Source organism: Pseudomonas lalucatii (assembly GCF_018398425.1).
GTDB classification, from domain to species: Bacteria; Pseudomonadota; Gammaproteobacteria; order Pseudomonadales; family Pseudomonadaceae; genus Aquipseudomonas; species Aquipseudomonas lalucatii.
Map to the genome: position 1 here is coordinate 963,734 of NZ_JADPMV010000002.1, position 21,680 is coordinate 985,413.

General features: G+C 68.6%; 21 protein-coding genes and 1 other RNA gene. 4 read left to right on the top strand and 18 right to left on the bottom strand.

Annotation, left to right across the window (positions count from 1 at the left end):
• Positions 1-43: 43 nt before the first annotated feature.
• The 16 genes from ftsA to rsmI all read right to left on the bottom strand — a co-directional run bounded on the left by ftsA (position 44) and on the right by rsmI (position 17,101).
• A complete protein-coding gene (gene ftsA, locus I0D00_RS17920) occupies positions 44-1,291 on the bottom strand; it encodes a cell division protein FtsA (protein WP_213641170.1) in 1,248 nt (415 codons plus the stop codon).
• A 20-nt stretch (positions 1,292-1,311) separates the two neighbouring features.
• On the bottom strand, positions 1,312-2,169 hold the full coding sequence (locus I0D00_RS17925; protein WP_213641171.1) for a cell division protein FtsQ/DivIB: 858 nt from the start codon (positions 2,167-2,169) through the stop codon (positions 1,312-1,314).
• 3 nt (positions 2,170-2,172) lie between these two features.
• On the bottom strand, positions 2,173-3,123 hold the full coding sequence (locus tag I0D00_RS17930) for a D-alanine--D-alanine ligase (protein ID WP_213641172.1): 951 nt from the start codon (positions 3,121-3,123) through the stop codon (positions 2,173-2,175).
• The gene (gene murC, locus I0D00_RS17935; protein ID WP_213641821.1) at positions 3,120-4,544 is read right to left on the bottom strand and encodes a UDP-N-acetylmuramate--L-alanine ligase; all 1,425 of its coding nucleotides are present in this window, start codon (positions 4,542-4,544) and stop codon (positions 3,120-3,122) included. The genes I0D00_RS17930 and murC overlap by 4 nt, the downstream gene beginning before the upstream one ends.
• A 13-nt stretch (positions 4,545-4,557) precedes the next feature.
• Positions 4,558-5,628: an undecaprenyldiphospho-muramoylpentapeptide beta-N-acetylglucosaminyltransferase gene (gene murG, locus I0D00_RS17940; RefSeq protein ID WP_213641173.1), complete on the bottom strand. Its 1,071-nt coding sequence runs from the start codon at positions 5,626-5,628 to the stop codon at positions 4,558-4,560.
• The gene (ftsW, locus tag I0D00_RS17945) at positions 5,618-6,844 is read right to left on the bottom strand and encodes a putative lipid II flippase FtsW (protein ID WP_213641174.1); all 1,227 of its coding nucleotides are present in this window, start codon (positions 6,842-6,844) and stop codon (positions 5,618-5,620) included. Before ftsW ends, murG begins: the two co-directional genes overlap by 11 nt.
• Positions 6,844-8,190, bottom strand: coding sequence for a UDP-N-acetylmuramoyl-L-alanine--D-glutamate ligase (murD, locus tag I0D00_RS17950; protein ID WP_213641175.1), 1,347 nt, complete (start codon positions 8,188-8,190; stop codon positions 6,844-6,846). Before murD ends, ftsW begins: the two co-directional genes overlap by 1 nt.
• Positions 8,191-8,196: 6 nt before the next feature.
• The gene (gene mraY, locus I0D00_RS17955) at positions 8,197-9,279 is read right to left on the bottom strand and encodes a phospho-N-acetylmuramoyl-pentapeptide-transferase (RefSeq protein ID WP_213641176.1); all 1,083 of its coding nucleotides are present in this window, start codon (positions 9,277-9,279) and stop codon (positions 8,197-8,199) included.
• A complete protein-coding gene (locus tag I0D00_RS17960; protein WP_213641177.1) occupies positions 9,280-10,650 on the bottom strand; it encodes a UDP-N-acetylmuramoyl-tripeptide--D-alanyl-D-alanine ligase in 1,371 nt (456 codons plus the stop codon). It lies immediately after the preceding gene.
• Positions 10,643-12,106 carry a UDP-N-acetylmuramoyl-L-alanyl-D-glutamate--2,6-diaminopimelate ligase gene (locus tag I0D00_RS17965; RefSeq protein ID WP_213641178.1) on the bottom strand — a complete coding sequence of 488 codons (1,464 nt, stop codon included), beginning with the start codon at positions 12,104-12,106 and terminating at the stop codon, positions 10,643-10,645. The genes I0D00_RS17960 and I0D00_RS17965 overlap by 8 nt, the downstream gene beginning before the upstream one ends.
• The gene (locus I0D00_RS17970; RefSeq protein WP_215730971.1) at positions 12,106-13,836 is read right to left on the bottom strand and encodes a peptidoglycan D,D-transpeptidase FtsI family protein; all 1,731 of its coding nucleotides are present in this window, start codon (positions 13,834-13,836) and stop codon (positions 12,106-12,108) included. Before I0D00_RS17970 ends, I0D00_RS17965 begins: the two co-directional genes overlap by 1 nt.
• Positions 13,833-14,126, bottom strand: a complete 294-nt coding sequence (ftsL, locus tag I0D00_RS17975) for a cell division protein FtsL (RefSeq protein WP_213641179.1) — start codon at positions 14,124-14,126, stop codon at positions 13,833-13,835. Before ftsL ends, I0D00_RS17970 begins: the two co-directional genes overlap by 4 nt.
• The gene (gene rsmH / locus I0D00_RS17980; RefSeq protein ID WP_213641180.1) at positions 14,123-15,064 is read right to left on the bottom strand and encodes a 16S rRNA (cytosine(1402)-N(4))-methyltransferase RsmH; all 942 of its coding nucleotides are present in this window, start codon (positions 15,062-15,064) and stop codon (positions 14,123-14,125) included. The genes ftsL and rsmH overlap by 4 nt, the downstream gene beginning before the upstream one ends.
• 2 nt (positions 15,065-15,066) lie before the next feature.
• Positions 15,067-15,522 carry a division/cell wall cluster transcriptional repressor MraZ gene (gene mraZ / locus I0D00_RS17985; protein ID WP_213641181.1) on the bottom strand — a complete coding sequence of 152 codons (456 nt, stop codon included), beginning with the start codon at positions 15,520-15,522 and terminating at the stop codon, positions 15,067-15,069.
• A 306-nt stretch (positions 15,523-15,828) separates the two neighbouring features.
• An RNA gene (gene rnpB, locus I0D00_RS17990) (RNase P RNA component class A) lies at positions 15,829-16,187 on the bottom strand.
• A 41-nt stretch (positions 16,188-16,228) separates the two neighbouring features.
• The gene (rsmI, locus tag I0D00_RS17995; protein ID WP_213641182.1) at positions 16,229-17,101 is read right to left on the bottom strand and encodes a 16S rRNA (cytidine(1402)-2'-O)-methyltransferase; all 873 of its coding nucleotides are present in this window, start codon (positions 17,099-17,101) and stop codon (positions 16,229-16,231) included.
• 124 nt (positions 17,102-17,225) lie between these two features.
• Here rsmI and I0D00_RS18000 point away from each other — a divergent pair, with 124 nt between their 5' ends.
• Genes I0D00_RS18000 through I0D00_RS18015 form a run of 4 tightly spaced genes read left to right on the top strand, consistent with a single transcriptional unit; the run spans position 17,226 to position 20,562 of the window.
• Entirely contained in the window at positions 17,226-19,037 is a 1,812-nt protein-coding gene (locus I0D00_RS18000) for a penicillin-binding protein activator (RefSeq protein ID WP_213641183.1), read from the top strand.
• Positions 19,034-19,408, top strand: coding sequence for a YraN family protein (locus I0D00_RS18005; RefSeq protein ID WP_213641184.1), 375 nt, complete (start codon positions 19,034-19,036; stop codon positions 19,406-19,408). The genes I0D00_RS18000 and I0D00_RS18005 overlap by 4 nt, the downstream gene beginning before the upstream one ends.
• Positions 19,409-19,438: 30 nt before the next feature.
• The gene (locus I0D00_RS18010; RefSeq protein ID WP_213641185.1) at positions 19,439-20,032 is read left to right on the top strand and encodes a phosphoheptose isomerase; all 594 of its coding nucleotides are present in this window, start codon (positions 19,439-19,441) and stop codon (positions 20,030-20,032) included.
• The gene (locus I0D00_RS18015) at positions 20,029-20,562 is read left to right on the top strand and encodes a BON domain-containing protein (RefSeq protein ID WP_213641186.1); all 534 of its coding nucleotides are present in this window, start codon (positions 20,029-20,031) and stop codon (positions 20,560-20,562) included. Before I0D00_RS18010 ends, I0D00_RS18015 begins: the two co-directional genes overlap by 4 nt.
• A gap of 48 nt (positions 20,563-20,610) precedes the next feature.
• Here I0D00_RS18015 and I0D00_RS18020 read toward each other — a convergent pair whose 3' ends face one another.
• Positions 20,611-21,024, bottom strand: a complete 414-nt coding sequence (locus I0D00_RS18020; RefSeq protein ID WP_213641187.1) for a ClpXP protease specificity-enhancing factor — start codon at positions 21,022-21,024, stop codon at positions 20,611-20,613.
• A gap of 14 nt (positions 21,025-21,038) precedes the next feature.
• Positions 21,039-21,656: a glutathione S-transferase N-terminal domain-containing protein gene (locus tag I0D00_RS18025; protein ID WP_213641188.1), complete on the bottom strand. Its 618-nt coding sequence runs from the start codon at positions 21,654-21,656 to the stop codon at positions 21,039-21,041.
• Positions 21,657-21,680 lie beyond the last annotated feature (24 nt).

The window sequence follows — 21,680 nt, forward strand, 5'->3', positions numbered from 1 at the left end:
TTCCTGTTCTAGTTTTAACGCCTACTGCACACGCCGCTGTACATCAGAAATTGCCCTGGACCCAGCGCTTCAGCCGTTCCAGTACCGGTGCCCTGGGTTCCTCGCCATAGCCGCCGACCGCCGACATGGAAATGCCGTCGGCCTGCTTCTGCAGGCCATAGAGCAGCAGGCCCACGCTGGTGGAATAAATCGGATTGCGTACCACGTCGGCCAGACCCTTGACGCCGTGGGGCAGGCCCAGGCGCACCGGCATATGGAAGATCTCCTCGGCCAGCTCGACCGCGCCTTCCATCTTCGCCGTGCCGCCGGTGAGCACGATGCCCGCCGGGATCAAATCCTCGTAGCCACTACGGCGCAGTTCCGCCTGGATCAGGGTGAACAGCTCGTCGTAGCGCGGCTCGACCACCTCGGCCAGGGACTGGCGCGACAGGTCCCGCGGCGGCCGGTCGCCGACGCTGGGCACCTTGATGGTCTCGCCGGCGCCGGCCAGCTTGGCCAGGGCGCAGGCGTAGCGGATCTTGATTTCCTCGGCGTACTGGGTCGGCGTGCGCAGGGCCATGGCGATGTCGTTGGTCACCTGGTCGCCGGCGATCGGGATCACCGCGGTGTGGCGGATCGCCCCCTCGGTGAAGATGCAGATGTCGGTGGTGCCGCCGCCGATGTCGACCAGGCACACGCCCAGCTCCTTCTCGTCGTCGGTGAGCACGGCATAGGCCGAGGCCAACTGCTCGAGGATGATGTCGTCGACCTCCAGGCCGCAGCGGCGCACGCACTTCTCGACGTTCTGCGCCGCGTTCACCGCACAGGTGACCACATGCACCTTGGCCTCCAGGCGCACGCCGGACATGCCCAGGGGCTCGCGCACGCCCTCCTGGTTATCGATCACGTAGTCCTGCGGCAGGGTGTGCAGCACCCGCTGGTCGGCGGGAATGGCCACCGCCTGGGCGGCGTCGAGCACCCGCTCGAGGTCGGCCGGGCTGACCTCTCGATCGCGGATGGCGACGATGCCATGGCTGTTGAGGCTGCGGATATGGTTGCCGGCCACCCCGACGAAGGCCGAGTGGATGCGGCAGCCCGCCATCAGCTGGGCCTCCTCCACCGCGCGCTGGATCGACTGCACGGTGGACTCGATGTTCACCACCACGCCCTTCTTCAGGCCGCGCGAGGGGTGGGTACCGATACCGACGATTTCCAGCTGGCCATCGGCCGTGACCTCGCCCACCAGCGCCACCACCTTGGAGGTGCCGATGTCCAGGCCGACGATCATCTTGCCGCTCTGCACGTTTGCCATTTGTCCTGTCTTCTCCTGATTCACTGCACGGCCACCTGGTCGGCCGCCGCGGGGGCGATCGGCTCGCGCCACGCCACGGCCAGGCCGTTGGCGTAGCGCAGGTCGATGCGCGCGATATTCGTCTGTTGCGCCTTCAGCTCTTTGTCGTAGATGGCGCTGAAACGGCGGATCTTCTCCACCAGATGGTCGCGCCCGAGCAGCAGCTCGATGCCCTGGGCGGTGGACAGGAACCAGCTGCCGCGCTCGCGCAGCTCCAGGCGCGCCACCGAGAAGCCCATCGGCCGCAGCATCTGGCTGAGCACCTGGTACTGCTGCATCACCTGCTGCTGCGCGCGCTTGGGCCCGTACAGCTGCGGCAGGTGCTCGTAGTGCGCCAGCTCGCGCGGGGCGAAGGCCTGGCCCTGGTTGTTGAGCAGCGCCTCGTCGCCCCAGCGAGCGATCGGCAGCTGTTCCTCGAGACGCACCAGCACCTGGTCCGGCCAGACCCGGCGCACCTCGGCGCTGGCGATCCAGGGCATCTGCTCCAGCTCGTGGCGCATGCCCAGCAGGTCGACGCTGAAGAAGCTGGCGCTGACGAAGGGCGCGATGCGCTGCTGCACCGCCTGCTGGCCGATATAGCTCAGGTCGCCCTCGACGCTGATCTTGGCGATCGGCCGGTCGGCATAGGGCAGCAGGCGCTGGGCCAGCTCGTAGGCAGCGAAACCGAGCAGCAACAGCAGCAGCGGCCAGGTGATGCGCTTGAGCAGAGCGAAACTGGGCTTGGGCAGGCGCGCGCCGATCGGCTCCTTGGCCACCAGGCGGCTGGCGCCGCGCGGCACAGCCTTGCCACGCAGGGGAATGCGTGGCGAGTCCGGCTGATGACGAAGGATGGCGCCCATGGCTTAACCCCGCGCCTCGAGGCTGTCGGCGAGGATCGCCAACACCAGTTGCTGGAAGTCCAGGCCGGCGGCCTGGGCGGCCATCGGCACCAGGCTGTGGTCGGTCATGCCCGGCACGGTGTTGACCTCCAACAGCCAGAAGCGGCCGTCGACGTCCTGCATCACGTCGACCCGCGCCCAGCCCTGGGTGCCGACCGCCTCGCAGGCGCGCACGCTGAGGGCCTTGAGTTCGTCCTCCTTGGCCGCGTCCAGGCCGCAGGGAATGCGGTACTGGGTATCGCTGGCCAGGTACTTGGCGTCGTAGTCGTAGAAGCTGTGGGGGGTGCCCAGGGCGATCGGCGGCAGCACCTGGCCGCGCAGCACGGCCACGGTGAACTCGGGGCCGCTGATCCATTGCTCGACCAGCACCTGCGAATCGTACTGGCCTGCGGCCTGCCAGGCGGCGACCAGGGCGTCGAGATCGGCGACCTTGGCCATGCCGATGCTGGAGCCCTCGTGGGCCGGCTTGACGATCAGCGGGAAGCCCAGTTCGGCCGCGGCCGCACGGCAGTCATCGGCACTGGCCAACACCGCGTGGCGCGGGGTCGGCAGGCCCAGGCTCTGCCACACCTGCTTGGTGCGCAGCTTGTCCATGGCCAGGGCCGAGGCGAGGATGCCGCTGCCGGTGTAGGGGATGCCGGCGCACTCGAGCAGGCCCTGCATGCTGCCGTCCTCGCCACCGCGGCCGTGCAGGACGATGAAGGCGCGGTCGATCCGCTCGCCGGTCAGGCGCTGCAGCAGGTCGTCGCCGACATCGATGCCGAAGGCCTCCACGCCGGCCGCCTGCAGGGCACGCAGCACGGCGTTGCCGGACTTCAGCGACACCTCGCGCTCGGCGCTCTTGCCGCCGAACAGCACGGCCACGCGGCCGAAGGCCGCCACCGGCAGTTGCGATTTCAGGTTCTCGGCGCTCATTTCGACTCACCTCCGGCCGCCGCGAACAGCGGGCTCTGCAGCAGTTGCGGGGCCAGCCCGCCGATGTCGCCGGCGCCCTGGCAGAGGAGGATGTCGCCGGCGCGCAGCAGCGGCTTGATCAGCGGCGCCAGCTCGATGCCGCGCTCGATGTAGATGGGGTCCAGCTGGCCGCGCTGGCGGATGCTGTGGCATAGCTGGCGGCTGTCGGCGCCGGGAATCGGCTCCTCGCCGGCCGGGTAGACCTCCATCAGCAGCAGCACGTTGGCATCGGCCAGCACCTGCACGAAGTCGTCGTACAGGTCGCGGGTACGGCTGAAGCGGTGCGGCTGGTAGACCATCACCAGGCGCCGCTCCGGCCAGCCGCCACGTACGGCCTTGATCACCGCGGCGACCTCGCGCGGGTGGTGGCCGTAGTCGTCGACCAGCATCACGCTGCCACCGTCCACCGGCAGCTCGCCGTAGACCTGGAAGCGCCGGCCGACGCCCTGGAAGCCGGACAGGCCCTGGACGATGGCCGCGTCGCTGATGCCCTCGTCGGTGGCGATGGCGATGGTCGCCAGGGCATTCAGCACGTTGTGGTTGCCCGGCATGTTGACCGACACCTCCAGCGGCTCGCGCTCGCGGCGCAGCACGGTGAAGTGGGTCTGCATGCCCTGCTGGCGCACGTTGATCGCACGCACGTCGGCGTCCTCGCCGAAGCCGTAGGTCACGGTCGGGCGCGCCACCTGCGGCAGGATCTCGCGCACCACCGGGTCGTCCACGCAGACCACCGCCAGGCCGTAGAACGGCAGGTTGTGGAGGAACTCGACGAAGGTCTTCTTCAACTTGTTGAAGTCGCCCTCGTAGGTGCTCATGTGGTCCATATCGATGTTGGTGACCACGGCGACCATCGGCTGCAGGTGCAGGAAGCTGGCGTCGCTCTCGTCCGCCTCGGCGATCAGGTAGCGGCTGGTGCCGAGCTGGGCGTTGGTGCCGGCGGCGTTCAGGCGGCCACCGATGACGAAGGTCGGGTCCAGGCCGCCGGCGGCGAATACCGAGGCCAGCAGGCTGGTGGTGGTGGTCTTGCCGTGGGTGCCGGCCACCGCGACGCCGTGGCGGTAGCGCATCAGCTCGGCGAGCATCTCGGCCCGCGGCACCACCGGGATACGCCGTTCCAGGGCGGTGGCCACTTCCGGGTTGGCGGTATTGATGGCGCTGGAGACCACCAGCACGTCGGCGCTCTCGGCGTTCTCGGCGCGGTGGCCGAGGAAGATCTGCGCACCGAACTTCTCCAGGCGCTCGGTCACCGCCGAGCCCTTGAGGTCGGAACCGGACACCTGGTAACCCAGGTTCAGCAGCACTTCGGCGATGCCGCACATGCCGGCGCCGCCGATGCCGACGAAGTGGATACGGCGGATGCGGCGCATCTCCGGTTGCGGCATGGCTTTGCGACTCTCAACCACGGGCCACCTCCAGGCAGATCTCGACCACGTTGCGGGTGGCGTCGGGTTTGGCCAGGCGGCGCGCGGTGCGCGCCATGTCGTTCAATCGTTCGGGGTGCATCAGAACCTCGGTCAGCTGCGCGGCCAGCGTGGCGGCGTCAGTGGAGCGTTGCGGCAGCAGCACGGCGGCGCCTTCACGGGCGAGGTAGCCGGCGTTCTGCGTCTGGTGATCGTCGATGGCATGGGGCAGCGGCAGGAGGAACGAGGGCAGCCCGGCGGCGGCCAGTTCGCTCACGGTCAGGGCACCGGCGCGGCACACCACCAGGTCGGCCCAGGCGTAGGCCCGCGCCATGTCGCCGATGAAGGGCGCGACCTGCGCTTCGACGCCGGCGGCGCGATAACGTTCGCCGGTGACCTCGGCATGTTGCTTGCCGGCCTGATGGAACACTTCCGGGCGCAGCTCCGCGCCGACCCGGGCCAGCGCCTCGGGCAGCAGCTTGTTGAGCGGCTCGGCGCCCAGGCTGCCGCCGAGGATCAGCAGGCGTGGACGGCGATTGCGCAAGGCCGCGCGCGGGGTCTCGAGGAACAGCTCCTCGCGTACCGGGTTGCCGGTGGTACGGCGCTTGGCGCTGCTGGCGAAGGTTTCCGGGAAGGCCTCGCAGACGCGGCTGGCGAACGGCACCAGGCTGCGGTTGGCGGTGCCGGCCACGGCGTTCTGCTCGTGAATGACCAGCGGCGCGCCACAGAGCCGGGCCGCCAGGCCGCCAGGGCCGGTGACGTAGCCGCCCATGCCGAGCACGCAGACCGGCTCCAGCTCGCGCACCACCTTGCGCGCCTGCCACAGCGCCTTGAGCAGCTGCAGCGGCGCCTTGAGCAGGGACAGCCTGCCCTTGCCGCGCAGGCCCGAGACCTGGATCAGGTGCAGCGGCAGACCGGCCGCCGGCACCAGCTCGTTCTCGATGCCACGCGGCGTACCCAGCCAGTGCACGCGGTAGCCGCGCGCCTGGAACTCGCGGGCACAGGCCAACGCCGGGAACACGTGGCCGCCGGTGCCACCGGCCATGATCAGCACGTTACCGGGCATGGGCCACCTCCGCGGAATCGTCCGCCTCGGCGAAGTCCGCCTCGTCGAACTCGACCTCGGCGCTGCCCGGCTGGGTGCGCCGCTCCCACTCGATGCGCAGCAGCAGCGCCAGGCTGACGCAGCAGATCACCAGAGAGCTGCCGCCGTAGCTGAGGAACGGCAGGGTCAGGCCCTTGGTCGGCAGCAGGCCGACGTTCACGCCGATATTGATCAGCACCTGGCCTATCCACAGGAAGGCCAGGCCATAGGCCACGTAGGCCGAGAAGAACTGCTTGGCCTTCTCCGCCCACAGGCCGATATACAGGGCACGCACGCTGACGAAGACGAACAGCGCCACTGTCACCAAAGCGCCGACCATACCCAGCTCCTCGGCCAGCACGGCGAAGACGAAGTCGGTGTGCGCCTCCGGCAGGTAGAACTGCTTCTGGATGCTGTTGCCCAGGCCGACGCCGAACCATTCGCCGCGACCGAAGGCGATCAGCGCCTGGCTCAGCTGGTAGCCGGCACCGTACTGGTCGGCCCAGGGATCGATGAAGTTGGTCAGGCGCTCCAGGCGATAGGCCTGGCTGGTCATCACCAGCACCCCGGCGGCCAGCACCCCGGCGGCCAGCGGGATGAAGCGCAACAGGTTGACCCCGCCGAGGAACAGCATGGCGATGGACGCCCCGACCAGCACCACGGTGGCGCCGAAGTCCGGCTCGGCCAGCAGCAGCATGGCCATGGGGCCCAGCACCAGCAGCGGCTTGAGGAAGCCGGTGAGCTTCTCGCGCACCTCGGCCTGACGGCGCACCAGATAGGCGGCGATGAACATCACGGTGAACAGCTTGGCCAGCTCGGATGGCTGCAGGTTGAACAGGCCGAAGCCGATCCAGCGCTTGGCGCCGTTGACCTCGCGGCCGATGCCCGGCAGCAGCACCAGGACCAGCAGGACGAAGGCCAGCAGCAGCAGGCCGCCGCTGAAGCGCTGCCACAGGGCCATGGGAATGCTCAGGGTAGCGAGGGCCGCGGTCACCCCGATCGCCAGGTAGATCAGGTGGCGCACCATGTAGTAGAACGGGTTGCCGGTCGAGGCCGCGGCCACTTCCGAGGACGCCGAGGCGATCATCACCAGGCCCAGGCCGAGCAGCGCCAGGCAGCCGGCCAGCAGCGGGAAGTCCAGGTCGATGCCGCGCCGCGTGCGCAGCGGCGAGGGGCCGGCGAGCAGTTGCCCGAGCATCACTGCAAACCCTCCACGGCCTGGGCGAACAGGCGTCCGCGCTCTTCGAAGTTCTTGAACATGTCCAGGCTGGCGCAGGCCGGCGACAGCAGCACGGCATCGCCGGGCTCGGCCAGCTCGGCACAGCGCTGCACCGCCTGCTCCAGGCTCTGCACGCGAATCAGCGGCACCGCGTCGCCCAGCGCCGCGGCCAGGCGCTCGGCGTCGCGGCCGAGCAGCAGCACGGCGCGACAGTAGCGCGCCACGGGCGCGGCCAGGGCGGAGAAGTCGGCGCCCTTGCCGTCACCGCCGGCGATCAGCAGCAGCCGGCCGGCGACATCCGCGCCGAGACCCTCGATGGCGGCCAGGGCCGCGCCGACATTGGTGGCCTTGGAGTCGTCGTAGTACCCCACGCCGCGCAGCTCGCGCAGCCACTGGCAGCGATGCGGCAGGCCGGCGAAGCGCTTGAGGGCGTCCAGCATCGGCGCCAGCGGCAGGCCGACGGCATGCCCCAGGGCCAGAGCGGCCAGGGCGTTGGACTGGTTGTGGGCGCCGCGAATCTTCAGCGCTGCGGTCGGCAGCAGGCGGTCGAACTGGTAGCCCAGGAACTTCTCGCCGTCCTCCTCGATCAGGCCGAAGCGCTTGAAGTCCGGCTTGCCCAGGCCGAAGCTCCAGCACGGCACCTGATCGGCGATCAGCGGCCGCGACAGCGGATCGTCGCGGTTCACCACCACCTGGCGCGCGCCGCGGAAGATGCGATGCTTGGCCAGGTGGTAATGCTGCAGATCGGCGTAGCGATCCATATGGTCTTCGCTGATGTTCAGGCAGGTGGCCACCTCGGCATTGAGCTGCTCGGTGGTCTCCAGCTGGAAGCTGGACAGCTCCAGCACGTACAGCTCGACCTCCTCGTCCAGCAGGTCGAGGGCCGGGGTACCCAGGTTGCCACCCACCGCGACGCGCTTGCCGGCCGCGGCCGCCATCTCGCCGACCAGGGTGGTCACGGTGCTCTTGGCGTTGGAGCCGGTGATGGCGACGATCGGCGCCTTGGCATGGCGGGCAAACAGATCGATGTCCCCGGACAGTTTCACCCCGCGGGCCGCAGCCGCCTGCAGCGCCGGGGTGGCGACGGCCAGGCCGGGGCTGACCAGCAGTTCGCTGGCCCGGCAGAGGAAGTCCACGTCGAGCTCGCCGCAGCGCACCTCCACCTGCGGGAACTGCTCACGCAGGGTGGCCAGTTCCGGCGGGTTCGCCCGCGTATCGACCACGGCGAAGCGCATGCCCTGCCGCGCCAGGAAGCGCACCAGGGACATGCCGCTCTTGCCGAGGCCGACAACGATGCGGAACTGGTCGGAAGCGATCAACGACACTGTCTATTACCTCAGTTTCAGGGTGGCCAGGCCGATCAGCACCAGGATTACGGTGATGATCCAGAAACGCACGATCACCCGTGGCTCGGGCCAGCCTTTCAATTCGAAATGGTGGTGAATCGGCGCCATGCGGAACACCCGCTTGCCGGTCAGCTTGAAGGACGCCACCTGGATGATCACCGACAGGGTCTCCATGACGAACACCCCGCCCATGATGAACAGCACCACTTCCTGACGGACGATCACGGCGATGGTGCCGAGGGCGGCGCCCAGGGCCAGGGCGCCGACGTCGCCCATGAACACCTGGGCCGGGTAGGTGTTGAACCAGAGGAAACCCAGGCCGGCGCCGACCAGTGCGGCGCAGAACACGATCAGCTCGCCGGCGCCGGGCACATAGGGGATGAACAGGTATTCGGCGAACTTCACGTTGCCCGACAGGTAGCAGAAGATGCCCAGGGCGCCGCCGACCATCACGGTGGGCAGGATCGCCAGGCCATCCAGGCCGTCGGTCAGGTTGACCGCGTTGCTCGAACCGACGATGACCAGGTAGGTCAGCACCACGAAGCCCGCGCCCAGGGGGATGCTGACGTCCTTGAGCAGGGGCAGGATCAGGGTGGTCTCCACCGGGCTCTGTGCAGTCAGATAGAGGAAGACGGCCGCGCCCAGGCCGAACACCGACTGCCAGAAATACTTCCAGCGGCTCGGCAGGCCGCGGGAGTTCTTCTCGATCACCTTGCGGTAATCGTCGACCCAGCCGATGGCGCCGAACAGCAGCGTCACTGCCAGCACCACCCACACGTAGCGGTTGGACAGGTCGGCCCAGAGCAGGGTGCTGATGGCGATGGCCGAGAGGATCAGGGCGCCGCCCATGGTCGGCGTGCCCTTCTTCGACAGGTGCGACTGCGGGCCGTCATGGCGCACCGCCTGACCGATCTGGCGGATCTGCAGGGTGCGGATCATCCAGGGGCCCAGCCACAGCGCCAGCGCCAGGGCGGTCAATACGCCGAGAATGCCGCGCAGTGTCAGGTACTGGAACACGGCGAAACCCTTGTGGAACTGTTGCAGGTACTCCGCCAGCAGCAGCAGCATTTAGTGACTCTCCCCCGATGCGCCACACAGCGCCGCCACGACGTTCTCCATCGCGGCACTGCGTGACCCTTTGATTAGAATGGTGGTATCGCCCTGCTCGACGCCAAGCGCCGAGATCAGGCTGGCTTGATCGGCGAAATGCCGGCCATTTGTTCCGAATTCCTCGACCGCATGAGCCATCAGCGGCCCCACTGCATAGAGCGCATCCACCTTGCCGGCGGCGTAGCGCCCCACCTCGCGATGGCCCTGCTCGGCCCATTCGCCCAATTCCCCGATATCGCCGAGCACCAGGACGGTGCGCCCGGAGAAGCCGGCGAGTATATCAACGGCCGCACAGATCGAAGCAGGGTTGGCGTTGTAGCTGTCGTCGATCACCCGCATGCCATTCGTCGCCAGCTGCGCTACGGCGCGGCCTTTGACCGGCTGCAGGCTTTCCAGCCCGGCCTTGATATCGACCAACGGTACGCCCACGGCCTGGGCCGCAGCGGCGGCGGCCAGGGCGTTGGCCACGTTGTGCTCGCCCAGCAGGTTGAGCTGGATGCGCGCCTGGCCCGCCGTGCAGTGCAGGGTGAAGGCCGGACAACCGCGGGCGTCGCGGGCCAGGGCGTCGGCGTAGAAGTCCGCCGCCGCATTGCCCAGGGCGAAGCTCAGCACCCGGCGCCCCTTGGCCCGGCGCTGCCAGATGGCGAAGGCCTGGTCGTCCAGGTTGAGCACGGCGACGCCGCCCTCGCCCAGGCCCTCGAGTATTTCGCCCTTGGCCTCGACTATCTTCTCCGGCCCGCCGAACTCGCCGACGTGGGCGCTACCGGCGTTGGTGATGATGGCCACCTGCGGCCGGGTCAGGGCGACGGTGTAGGCGATCTCGCCGACATGGTTGGCGCCCAGCTCGATCACCGCCCCCCGGTGCCCGGCCGCCAGCTCCAGCAGGGTCAATGGCGCGCCGAGGTCGTTGTTCAGGTTGCCGCGGGTGGCCAGCACGACGCCGCCCAACCCGGCGCGCAGGATGCTGGCGAGCATCTCCTTGACCGTGGTCTTGCCGCTGGAGCCGGTCACCGCCACCAGCGGGCCGTCGTAGGCCTGGCGGTTCAGGGCGCCGAGGCGCCCCAGGGCCAGGCGGGTATCGGCGACCAGCAGCTGCGGCAGCGGCGCATCCGCCACCTCGCGCTGGACCAGTGCGGCCACCGCACCCTTGGCGGCGACCTCGGCCAGGTAGTCGTGACCGTCGAAACGCGGACCGACCAGGGCCACGAACAACTGCCCCGGGCGGATCGCCCGGCTGTCGCTGCCGACCGCGTCGAATGCCACGTCCGCGCCGATCAGGCGGCCGTCCAGCGCATCCGCCACTTCGCTCAAGCGCAACGCTTTAAGCATGGGCAGCCTCCCAGGCGACCAGGGCCTTGGCCGCCTCGTCCAGATCGGAGAACGGCTGACGCTCGCCGTTGATCTCCTGATAGTCCTCGTGTCCCTTGCCGGCCAGCACCAGCACGTCGTCCGCGCTGGCCTGGGCGATCAGCTGGGCGATGGCCTGGCCGCGACCATGCACGAAGCCGGCACGCTCGGGGACCAGGAAGCCGGCGCGAATGTCCGCGAAGATCTGCTCCGGCGCCTCGCTGCGCGGGTTGTCGTCGGTGACCAGCACGGCATCGGCCAGGCGCTCGGCCGCCGCCGCCATCAGCGGGCGCTTGCCGCGATCGCGGTCGCCGCCGCAGCCGAACAGGCACAGCAGGCGCCCCTTCACATGGGGGCGCAATGCCTCGAGCACCTTCTCCAGGGCGTCCGGGGTATGGGCGTAGTCGACCACCACCAGTGGCTGCGACACCCCGCCCAGGCGCTGCATGCGCCCCACAGGCCCCTGCAGGCGCGGCAACACCTTGAGGATCTCGTCCAGCGGATAGTCCATGGCCAGCAACGCGCCGACCACCGCCAGCAGGTTGCTCAGATTGAAACGACCGAGCAGCGAGCTGCGCAGGCTGCCCTCGCCGCGCGGGGTGACCAGCCGGGCACGCACGCCCTGGTCGTCGAACTGGGCCTCGCGGCAGTACAGGTAGGCGCCGGCATCCTCCAGGCTGTAGCTGATCAGGCGCGACTCCCGCGCGTCCCGGGCCAGCTTGCGCCCGGCCGCGTCGTCCAGGTTGAGCACCCGGCAACGCAGGCCCGGTACGCTGAACAGCATGGCCTTGGCGTCGGCATAGGCCTCCATGGTGCCGTGGTAGTCCAGATGATCGCGCGACAGGTTGGTGAACACCGCCACATCGAACGCCAGGGCCGCCACCCGCCCCTGATGCAGGCCGTGGGAGGAGACCTCCATCGCCACCGCGCGGGCGCCCGCCTTCTTCAGGTCGGCCAGGGTGGCCTGCACGCCGATCGGATCGGGCGTGGTGTGGCGGCCGAGCGCCAGGGCGTTGTAGAAGCCGTTGCCGAGGGTACCGACGATGCCGCAGGGCTGGCCAAGCTGGTCCAGGGCCTGGGCCAGCAGCTGGGTCACACTGGTCTTGCCGTTGGTGCCGGTGACGCCGACCAGGTGCAGGCCGCGGCTCGGCTCGCCGTAGAAGCGCCCGGCGATCGCCGACAGCTGCCCGGCCAGGCCCTTGATCGCCACCAGTTCGGCGGCACCGGCGTCGATTGCCGGCGCCCCCTCGGCCTCGTAGGCCACCGCGGCGGCGCCACGGGCGATGGCGTCGGCGATGTGCAGGCGACCATCCTGCTGGCCACCCGGCACGGCGAGGAACAGATCCCCCGGCCGCACCTTGCGGCTGTCCAGGGTCAGTTCACGGATCAGCAGGCTGCTGCCTGCCTGCGGTAATAGCTGATTAAGAGGCATGGGCATCAGAGGCGCCCTCCTGTGCCGGTGTTCACTGCCAGTTCCCGGGATTCGACGGGCGGCAGGTTGTCGGGAACGATGTTCATCAGGCGCAGGGCGCCGGCCATCACCTTGCCGAACACCGGCGCCGAGACCACGCCGCCGTAATAGCCGCCCTCGCTCGGCTCGTCGATGACCACGGCGACGGCGATGCGCGGATCGCTCATCGGCCCGAAGCCGGCGAACAGCGAGCGATAGGCGTTTTCCGTATAGCCCTTGCTGCCCACGCTGGCCTTGCGCGCGGTACCGCTCTTGCCGCCGACGTGATAGCCCGGCACCTTGGCCCGGTGCGCGCCGCTCGGTGCCTCGACCACCTGCTGCAGCATGCCCTGCATGATCCTGGCCACATCTTCCGGGATCACCTGCACGCCCTCGGGGGTGCGGTCGACACGGGTCAGCGACAGCGGCACATTGCGCCCGGAGTTGGCCAGTACCGCATAGGCGTGCACCAGCTGCACCGCCGTCACCGACAGGCCGTAGCCATAGGACAGCGTGGCGGTCTCCGCCTTGCGCCAGTTACGGTGATTGGGCAGGTTGCCGATCCGCTCGCCGGGGAAGCCCAGGCCGGTGTCCTGACCCAGGCCGACCTGCTGCATCAGGGAAAAGATCGACTCGCCGCCGATATCGAAGGCGATCTTGCTCATGCCGACGTTGCTCGACTTGATCAGGATGCTGGTGAGGTCCAGCGGGCCGGTGGCGCGCGAGACGTCGCGAATGGTATAGCGGCCGATGCGCAGGGAGCCCGGGTAGACGTCCACCGTGTCGCTCGGCTTCCAGCGCCCGCTTTCCAGGGCCGCGATCATGGACAGCGGCTTCACGGTCGAGCCCGGCTCGAACACGTCGATCAGCGCCCGGTTGCGCATGGCCGCCGGCTGCAGGCTGCGGCGGTTGTTCGGGTTGTAGGTCGGCTGGTTGACCATGGCCAGCACCTCGCCGCTCTTCACGTCGACCATCACCAGGCTGCCGGCCTTGGCGCCGAACTCCACCAGGGCATTGCGCAGCTCGCGGTGGGCCAGGTACTGCAGGCGCAGGTCGATCGACAGCGCCAGGGCCTTGCCGGCCTTGGCATTCTGGGCGACCTGGACGTCCTTGATCAGCCGGCCGCGGCGGTCCTTGAGCACTTGGCGCTTGCCCGGCACGCCGGCCAGCCACTCGTCGAACGCCAGCTCCATGCCCTCGCGCCCGCGATCGTCGACATCGGTGAAGCCGACCACATGGGCGGCCACCTCGCCGGCCGGATAGAACCGCCGGAACTCCTCGATGGCGTACACCCCAGGCACCTTGAGGTCGAGCACGCGCTGCCCCTGCTCCGGGGTCAGGCCGCGCACCAGGTAGAGGAATTCACGCTCGGCATTGGCCCGCAGCCGCTCGGCGAAGGCCTTCGGCTCCTGCCCCAGGGCCGCCGCCAACGCCGGCCACTGCGCCGCGGCCGCCTGCAACTCCCGGCCGTTGGCCCACAGGGTGGTCACCGGGGTGCTGACCGCCAACGGCTCGCCGTTGCGGTCGGTAACCAGGCCGCGGTGCGCCGGAATCGGGATATGCCGCACGCTGCGCGCGTCGCCGTGGGCCTGAAGGAAGTCGCGGTCTATCAGCTGCAGGTCGACGACGCGCCAGACGATCGCACCGACCATCAGCGCCAGGAGCAGCAGCACCAGGCGGAAGCGCCAGGGGTAGAGCGCGCCTTCGAGACGGATCATGGCGTCACCAGGCGCACTTCGGCGGCATCGGGAATGCGCATCTTCAGCCGCTCGCTGGCCAGGGTCTCGATACGGTTGTGCGCCGTCCAGGTGCTCTGCTCGAGGATCAGCCGGCCCCACTCGGCCTGCGCCTTGTCGCGCACGCTCAGCTCGGCGTACAGGCCGTTGAGCAACTGGCGGTTCCAGTGGGCAGAGAAGGACACCGCCAGCGCCGAGCCCAGCACCGCCAGGAACAGCACCAGCAGCAGCGGGCTGCCCGCCGGCAACGGCTTGGCGAACAGCGTGCTCATCGCACCTTCTCCGCCACGCGCATCACCGCACTGCGCGAGCGCGGGTTGGCCTTGAGCTCGGCATCCGAGGCGTACTGCGGCTTGCCGACCAGCTTCAGGCGCGGCTCGAAGGCCTTGGGAATGATCGGCAGGTCACGCGGCAACTTGTCCTGCTCGCCCTTGGCATGGCGGCGCATGAACTGCTTGACGATGCGGTCCTCGAGGGAGTGGAAGCTGATCACCACCAGCCGCCCCCCGACCTCGAGGGCCTCCAGGGCGGCATCCAGGCCCTGCTCGAGATCGCCCAGCTCGTTGTTGATATGGATGCGCAGCCCCTGGAAGGCCCGGGTGGCCGGATGCTTGCCCTTCTCCCAGGCCGGGTTGGCGTCGGTCAGCACCTGGGCCAGGTCGGCGGTGCGCTCGAACGGCCGTTCGGCACGCCGCTGCACCACGGCTCGCGCCATGCGCTTGGCGAAGCGCTCCTCGCCGTACTCCTTGAACACCCGGGCGATCTCGTCCTCGGCGGCGCTGGCGATCCACTGCGCGGCGCTGACGCCGCGGGCCGGGTCCATGCGCATGTCCAGCGGGCCGTCGTGGAGGAAGCTGAAGCCGCGCGCGGCGTCGTCCAGCTGCGGCGAGGAGACGCCCAGGTCCAGCAGGACCCCGGCGACCTTGCCGGCCAGCCGGCGGACAGCGACTTCCTCGCCGAGTTCCGCAAAACTGCGCTGCACAACGACAAAGCGGCCGTCTTCGGCCGCCAGCGCATTCCCCGTCGCGATCGCCAGGGGGTCCTTATCGAACCCCAACAGATGCCCATCCGGGCCGAGCTTCTCGAGAATCAGCCGGCTATGCCCGCCGCGCCCGAAGGTGCCGTCCAGGTAGCAGCCATCGGCGCGCACGGCGAGTCCGGCGACGGCTTCGTCGAGCAGGACGGTGATATGGCGGAGGCTATCGGTCATGGTCACAGGATCAGGTCACGTAGTTCGTCGGACAGGGCACCGGGCTGTTTGATGGCGGCCAGATCGGCGTCCGCCACGGCATTCCAGGCATCCTCGTCCCACAGTTGAAATTTGTTGAGCTGGCCGACCAGCATCGCGCGCTTGTCCAGCTTGGCGTATTCGCGCAGACGGGGCGGCACCAGGAAACGGCCACTGGCATCCAGCTCGAGGTCGACGGCGTTGCCGATCAGCAGACGCTGCAGGCGGCGGTTTTCCTCGCGAAAGGAGGCCAGCTCGCGCAGCTTGCTTTCGATCAGTTCCCATTCCGGCAGGGGATAGACGCAGAGGCAAGGGTCAATGGCATCGATGGTCACGATGAGCTGGCCGGAGCAGCGCGACACGAGCTCGTCCCGATACCGACTTGGCATCGCGAGTCGCCCTTTGGCGTCGAGACTGATGGCGTTGGCTCCGCGAAACACGGCTGCACTCCCCCGTAACTAGCTATCCATGCCCAAAAAAACCCACTTCATGCCACTTCTTACCACCTGAGCACACTATAGGAACGCGCCCACCCCACCGTCAAGGCGGGTCAGAAGGGAAAAATCCTTACAGGACGGCAATTTAGCGAATCAGAGAGGGAGGACTCGAAGCCTGGGGAAGGGCTAAATCGAATAAAAATCAGCCAGGGCAATAAGCTCAATCACAAAGTTAAAGTGATTTATCAAGAGTAAGATTTTTTAGGCATGAGAACGCGAGGGAAACAGCAAAGCAGATAGAAGGAAAAGGTGGAGAGTCGATCTGTAAGCCGGGTTCTGTCGAGGACAGTCATTCCTCTACGACGTACATCACTGCACGCCTTTAGCAACCTACCCGGTTCCAGCGCGGGCCACGCCAATGGAACCCTATTTGGTCTTGCTCCGAGTGGGGTTTACCTAGCCACGGACTGTTGCCAGCCGCGCGGTGCGCTCTTACCGCACCTTTTCACCCTTACCGGCGCCGAAGCGCTTAGGCGGTTATTTTCTGTGGCACTTTCCGTAGGCTCACGCCCCCCAGGCATTACCTGGCACTCCGCCCTATGGAGCCCGGACTTTCCTCCCCCGCGTCCCGCAGAACGAAACACGGCAGCGACTGTCCGATCGACTCTCCGCCGCCAAGGGTAACGGCGCGCCCTCGATAGGACAAGGCCTAGTCGCGCGGCTGGCGCTCCAGGGCGGCCTGATAGAGCAGGTTCTTGCGCACCCCGGTGATCTCCGCCGCCAGTGCCGCCGCACGCTTGAGCGGCATCTCGCCGAGCAGCAGGTCGAGCACGCGCAGCGCCTCGGCGCTGACCGCCGCCTCGCCCTCCGGCGCCTGCCAGCCCGCCACCAGCACCACGCACTCGCCGCGCTGCTGGTTGCTGTCGGCCGCCACCCAGGCGCACAGCTCGCCCAGCGGCAACCCCTTGAGGGTCTCGAAGGTCTTGGTCAGCTCCCGGGCGAGCAGCGCCGGACGCCCGTCGCCGAACACCGCCCGCATGTCCTGCAGGCACTCGAGGATCCGATGGGGCGCCTCGTAGAAGATCAGGGTGCGCGGCTCCTCCCGCACCTGCTCCAGGCGCGCGCGACGCCCCACCGCCTTGGCCGGCAGGAAGCCCTCGAAGATGAAGCGGTCGGAGGGCAGGCCTGCCGCCGACAGCGCCGCGATCAGGGCGCAGGCGCCCGGCACCGGCACCACCGGCACTCCCGCCGCCCGCGCCTGGCGCACCAGGTGGTAGCCCGGGTCGGAGATCAGCGGCGTGCCGGCGTCGGAGATCAGCGCCACATCCTCGCCCGCCTGTAGCCGGGCGAGGAAGCGCCCGCCCTGGTCGCGCTCGTTGTGTTCATGGCAGGCGGCCAGGGGCGTGGCGATGCCGAAATGCTGCAGCAACCGCGCCGAGTGCCGGGTGTCCTCGGCCGCGATGAGCGCCACCTCGCCGAGCACCCTGAGCGCCCGCGCACCGATGTCGTCCAGATTGCCAATCGGCGTGGCCACCACATAGAGGGTACCAAGGGCGGGGGTCGGAGCACCGGGAACGGTCACAGCATGCGCCTCTCGAATTCGCGAAAGCGCGCATTGTAGCCCGTTTCACGGCATCGACATCGCACCGCCTGCGGGGCTTGGGTACAATTCGCCGCTCATTTGCCCAAGTTTCAGGAAGGCCTACATGATCGCTTGCCTGCGCCCGCTCTATGCACTCAGCCTCGCCGGCCTGCTGGCCGCCTGCGCCAGCCCGCCCGGCGCCACCCTTGGCGAGCTGCCGCGCACCCCTCAAGCCAGCGTCGAGCAGCTGCTGCAGCAGGCCGGTGACAGCCAGTCCGAGCCCGCCAACCTGCTGCGCCTGTCGGCCGCCGACCTGGCCTACCAGCAGAAGAACTTCGCCCGCGCCTCCGCCATTCTCGAACAGGTGAGCCTCGACGGCCTCAAGCCGGCCCAGCAGGTCTACGCCAGCACCCTGGCCGCCGAACTGGCGCTGACCCGCGACAATTCCAAGGCCGCGCTCCGGGCCCTCGAGCATCCCAGCCTGGCCCGCCTGGGCGAGCTGCCGGTCGAGCAACAGGTGCGCACCCAGCTGACACGCGCCAAGGCCCTGGAGGAGGACGGTCAGCCCCTCGCCGCCGCCCGCGAACGCATCTTCATCGCCCCGCTGCTGCCCCCTGACGCGGTCGAGCGCAACCACGAGAGCATCTGGGAGCTGGTCGCCAGCCTGCCCACCGAGCAGCTACAGGCCAATGGCGAAGCCGACCTGGGCGGCTGGCTGAGCCTGGCCCAGGCGGCCAAGACCGCAGGCCCCCTGCAGGCCCAGCAGACGGCCATCGACCTCTGGCGTGCGCAGCACCCACAGCACCCGGCGGCCCTGCGCCTGCCCGCCCCGCTGCGCCAGCTGCAGGAGCTGTCCAGCCAGCCGCTGACCGAGATCGCCCTGCTGCTGCCACAGAACGGCCAGCTCGCCTCGGTCGCCCGCGCCCTGCGCGACGGCTTCCTCGCCGCCCACTACCAGGCCCAGCAGGCCGGGCAGAACCCGCCCAACATCCACCTGTACGACAGCGCCCAACTGCGCTCGCTGGACGACTTCTACCGCCAGGCCCAGGCCGACGGCGTGCAACTGGTGGTCGGCCCCCTGGAGAAGCACCTGGTGACCCAGCTCAGCACCCGGGAGCAGCTGCCGATCACCACCCTGGCGCTGAACTACAGCGAATCCGCCCAGGAGGCACCGGCGCAACTGTTCCAGTTCGGCCTGGCCGCCGAGGACGAGGCCCGCGAAGTGGCGCGCCGCGCCTGGTCCGACGGCATGCGCCGGGCCGTCGCCCTGGTACCCCGCGGCGACTGGGGCGACCGGGTACTGGCCGCCTTCCGCGAGAGCTGGCAGGCGGCGGGCGGCAGCCTGATCGCCGCCGAGCACGTCGACCAGCCGGTGGAACTGGCGCAGCAGATCGCCGACCTGTTCCAGCTGCGCCAGAGCGAAGCGCGCGCCCGGCGCCTGCGCAACACCCTGGGCGTCGCCGTAGCGGCACAGCCGTCGCGGCGCCAGGACGTCGATTTCATCTTCCTCGCCGCCACGCCGCAGCAGGCCCAGCAGATCAAGCCGACGCTGGCCTTCCAGTACGCCGGCGACGTCCCTGTCTACGCCACTTCGCACCTGTTTACCGGCAACCACAGCCAGGCCCAGTACCTGGACCTGAACGGCATCCGCTTCTGCGAAACCCCCTGGCTGCTGAATGCCGACGAACCCCTGCGCCAGCAGGTCAGCAGCCAGTGGCCGCAGGCCGGCGGCAGCCTCGGCCGCCTCTACGCCATGGGCATCGACGCCTACCGCCTGACCCCGCGCCTGGACCAGCTCAAGGCCCTGCCCGACAGCCGGGTCGACGGCCTCTCCGGCAGCCTCAGCCTGAACCCGGCGCAGCGCATCGAGCGCCAGCTGCCCTGGGCGGAGTTCCACGACGGCCAGGTTCGGCCACTGCCCGACGGCCTCAATTGAGCGAGCGCGACAGCCCCCAGGACAGCGGTCAGGCCGCCGAGGCCCTGGCCCGCCGTCACCTGGAACGGCACGGCCTGCGCCTGCTGGCGCAGAACTGGCGCTGCCGGCGCGGCGAGCTCGATCTGGTCATGCTCGACAGCGATACAGTAGTATTCGTCGAGGTACGCTACCGGCGGCATGCCGCCTGGGGCGGCGCCGCCGCCAGTGTCGACGCGCGCAAGCGTGACAAGCTGGCGACCGCCGCCCTGCACTTTCTCCAGCAGGAGAGCCGCTGGGCAAAGCACCCCTGCCGCTTCGACGTGATCGCCATCGATGCCCACGGCAGTGCGATCCCGCGACTGGACTGGATTCGCAACGCCTTTGACACCTGAGCAGCCACCCCACTGAAGGTTATATCTCCGATGGACATGCAAGCCCGTATTCGCCAGCTGTTCCAAGCCAGCATCGAGACCAAGCAACAGGCCATGGAAGTGCTCGCGCCCTTTATCGAGCAAGGCAGCCAGGTCATGGTTCAGGCGCTGCTCAGCGAGGGCAAGATCCTCACCTGCGGCAACGGCGGCTCGGCCGGCGATGCCCAGCACTTCTCCTCCGAGCTGCTCAACCGCTTCGAGCGCGAGCGCCCCAGCCTGCCGGCGATCGCCCTGACCACCGACAGCTCGACCATCACCTCGATCGCCAACGACTACAGCTACAACGAGGTGTTCTCCAAGCAGATCCGCGCCCTCGGCCAGCCCGGCGACGTCCTCCTGGCGATCTCCACCAGTGGCAACTCGGCCAACGTGATCCAGGCCATCCAGGCCGCCCACGACCGCGAGATGATCGTGGTCGCCCTGACCGGCCGCGACGGCGGCGGCATGGCCTCGCTGCTGCTGCCGGAAGACGTGGAGATCCGTGTGCCGTCGCGGATCACCGCACGCATCCAGGAAGTGCACCTGCTGGCCATCCATTGCCTGTGCGACCTGATCGACAGCCAACTGTTCGGGAGTGAAGAATGACGCGCAATCCACTGATCCTCGCCGCCCTGGCGCTTACCCTGACCCTGGCGGGTTGCGGCAGCCGCAGCATCGGCAACAAGATCGACGACCAGTTCATCGCCCCCGCGGTCGAGAACAACATCGCCCGCGCCCACGTCGACCTGACCAGCCCCACCTCGCACATCGTGGTGACCAGCTACAACGGCGTGGTCCTGCTCGCCGGCCAGACCCCGCGCAGCGACCTCAAGGCCATGGCCGAACAGGCCGCACGCCGGGTGCAGAACGTGACCAAGGTGCACAACGAGCTGCAGGTGCTGCAGCCGACCTCCCTGCTGGCCCGCAGCAACGACACCCTGCTGACCAGCAAGATCAAGACGCAGATGCTGGCGGACGCCAGCGTGCCCGGCTCGCGCATCAAGGTGGTCACCGAGAACGGCATCGTCTACCTGCTGGGCCTGGTCTCGCGCCAGGAGGCCAACCAGGCCACCGCCCTGGTACAGAGCGTCTCCGGCGTGCAGAAGATCGTCAAACTGTTCCAGTACATCAACTGACGCCCGGCCGGCCCACGAAAAAGGCGATCCTCGGATCGCCTTTTTCGTTTACTTGACCACCTTCAGACTGGGTCGGCCGCTCGGCCGCGGCGGCTCGCCATCCGGCGGCCCCTGGTCGTCGGGCCCATCACCATCCTCGTCGTCCGGCACCGGCGGCTCCAGATCGAAGACCATGCCCTGGCCGTTTTCCCGGGCATAGATCGCCAGCACCGCCGCGGAAGGGATGTACAGGCTGTGCGCCACCCCGCCGAAGCGTCCCTCGAAGCTCACCGCCTCGTTATCCATATGCAGGTGACGCACCGCCCCGGGCGATACGTTCAGCACGATCTGCCCGTCGCTGGCAAAGCCCGGCGGCACCTGCACCCCGGCGAAATCGGCGTTGACCAGCAGGTGGGGGGTACAGTCGTTGTCGACGATCCACTCGTAGAGGGCACGAACCAAATAGGGACGACTGGAGTTCATCAAAACCTCCTCAATTAACGCATCTCGCGCTCGGCGGCGGACAGACTGGCGCGAAAACCCTCGCGGGCGAACTGGCGCTCCATGTAATCGAGCAACGGCTTGGCCGGCTTCGGCAGCTCGATCCCCAGCAGCGGCAGGCGCCAGAGGATCGGCAGCAGGCAGCAGTCCACCAGGCTCAACTCCTCGCTGAGGAAGTACGGCTTGTCGGCGAACAACGGCGAGACACCGGTCAGGCTTTCGCGCAATTCCTTGCGCGCCTGCACCCGGGCCGGCTCCTTGCTGCGCGGATCGAGAATCAGATCCACCAGCGCACACCAGTCCCGCTGAATGCGATGGATCAACAGGCGACTGTTGGCCCGGGCCACCGGATAGACCGGCAGCAGCGGCGGATGGGGGTAGCGCTCATCCAGATACTCCATCACCACCGTCGACTCGTACAGCGCCAGATCGCGGTCGACCAGGGTCGGCAGGCTGGCATAGGGATTGACCTCCAGCAGCTGAGGCGGGCAGCGGCCCGGCTCGACACTGATGATCTCGGCGCCGACACCCTTCTCGGCGAGCACGATACGTACACGGTGGGAGTAGTGGTCGGCGGGGTCGGAATAACAGGCCAACCTATTGGTCACGCCCATGGCGATCCTCCTCGCTTATAAAAG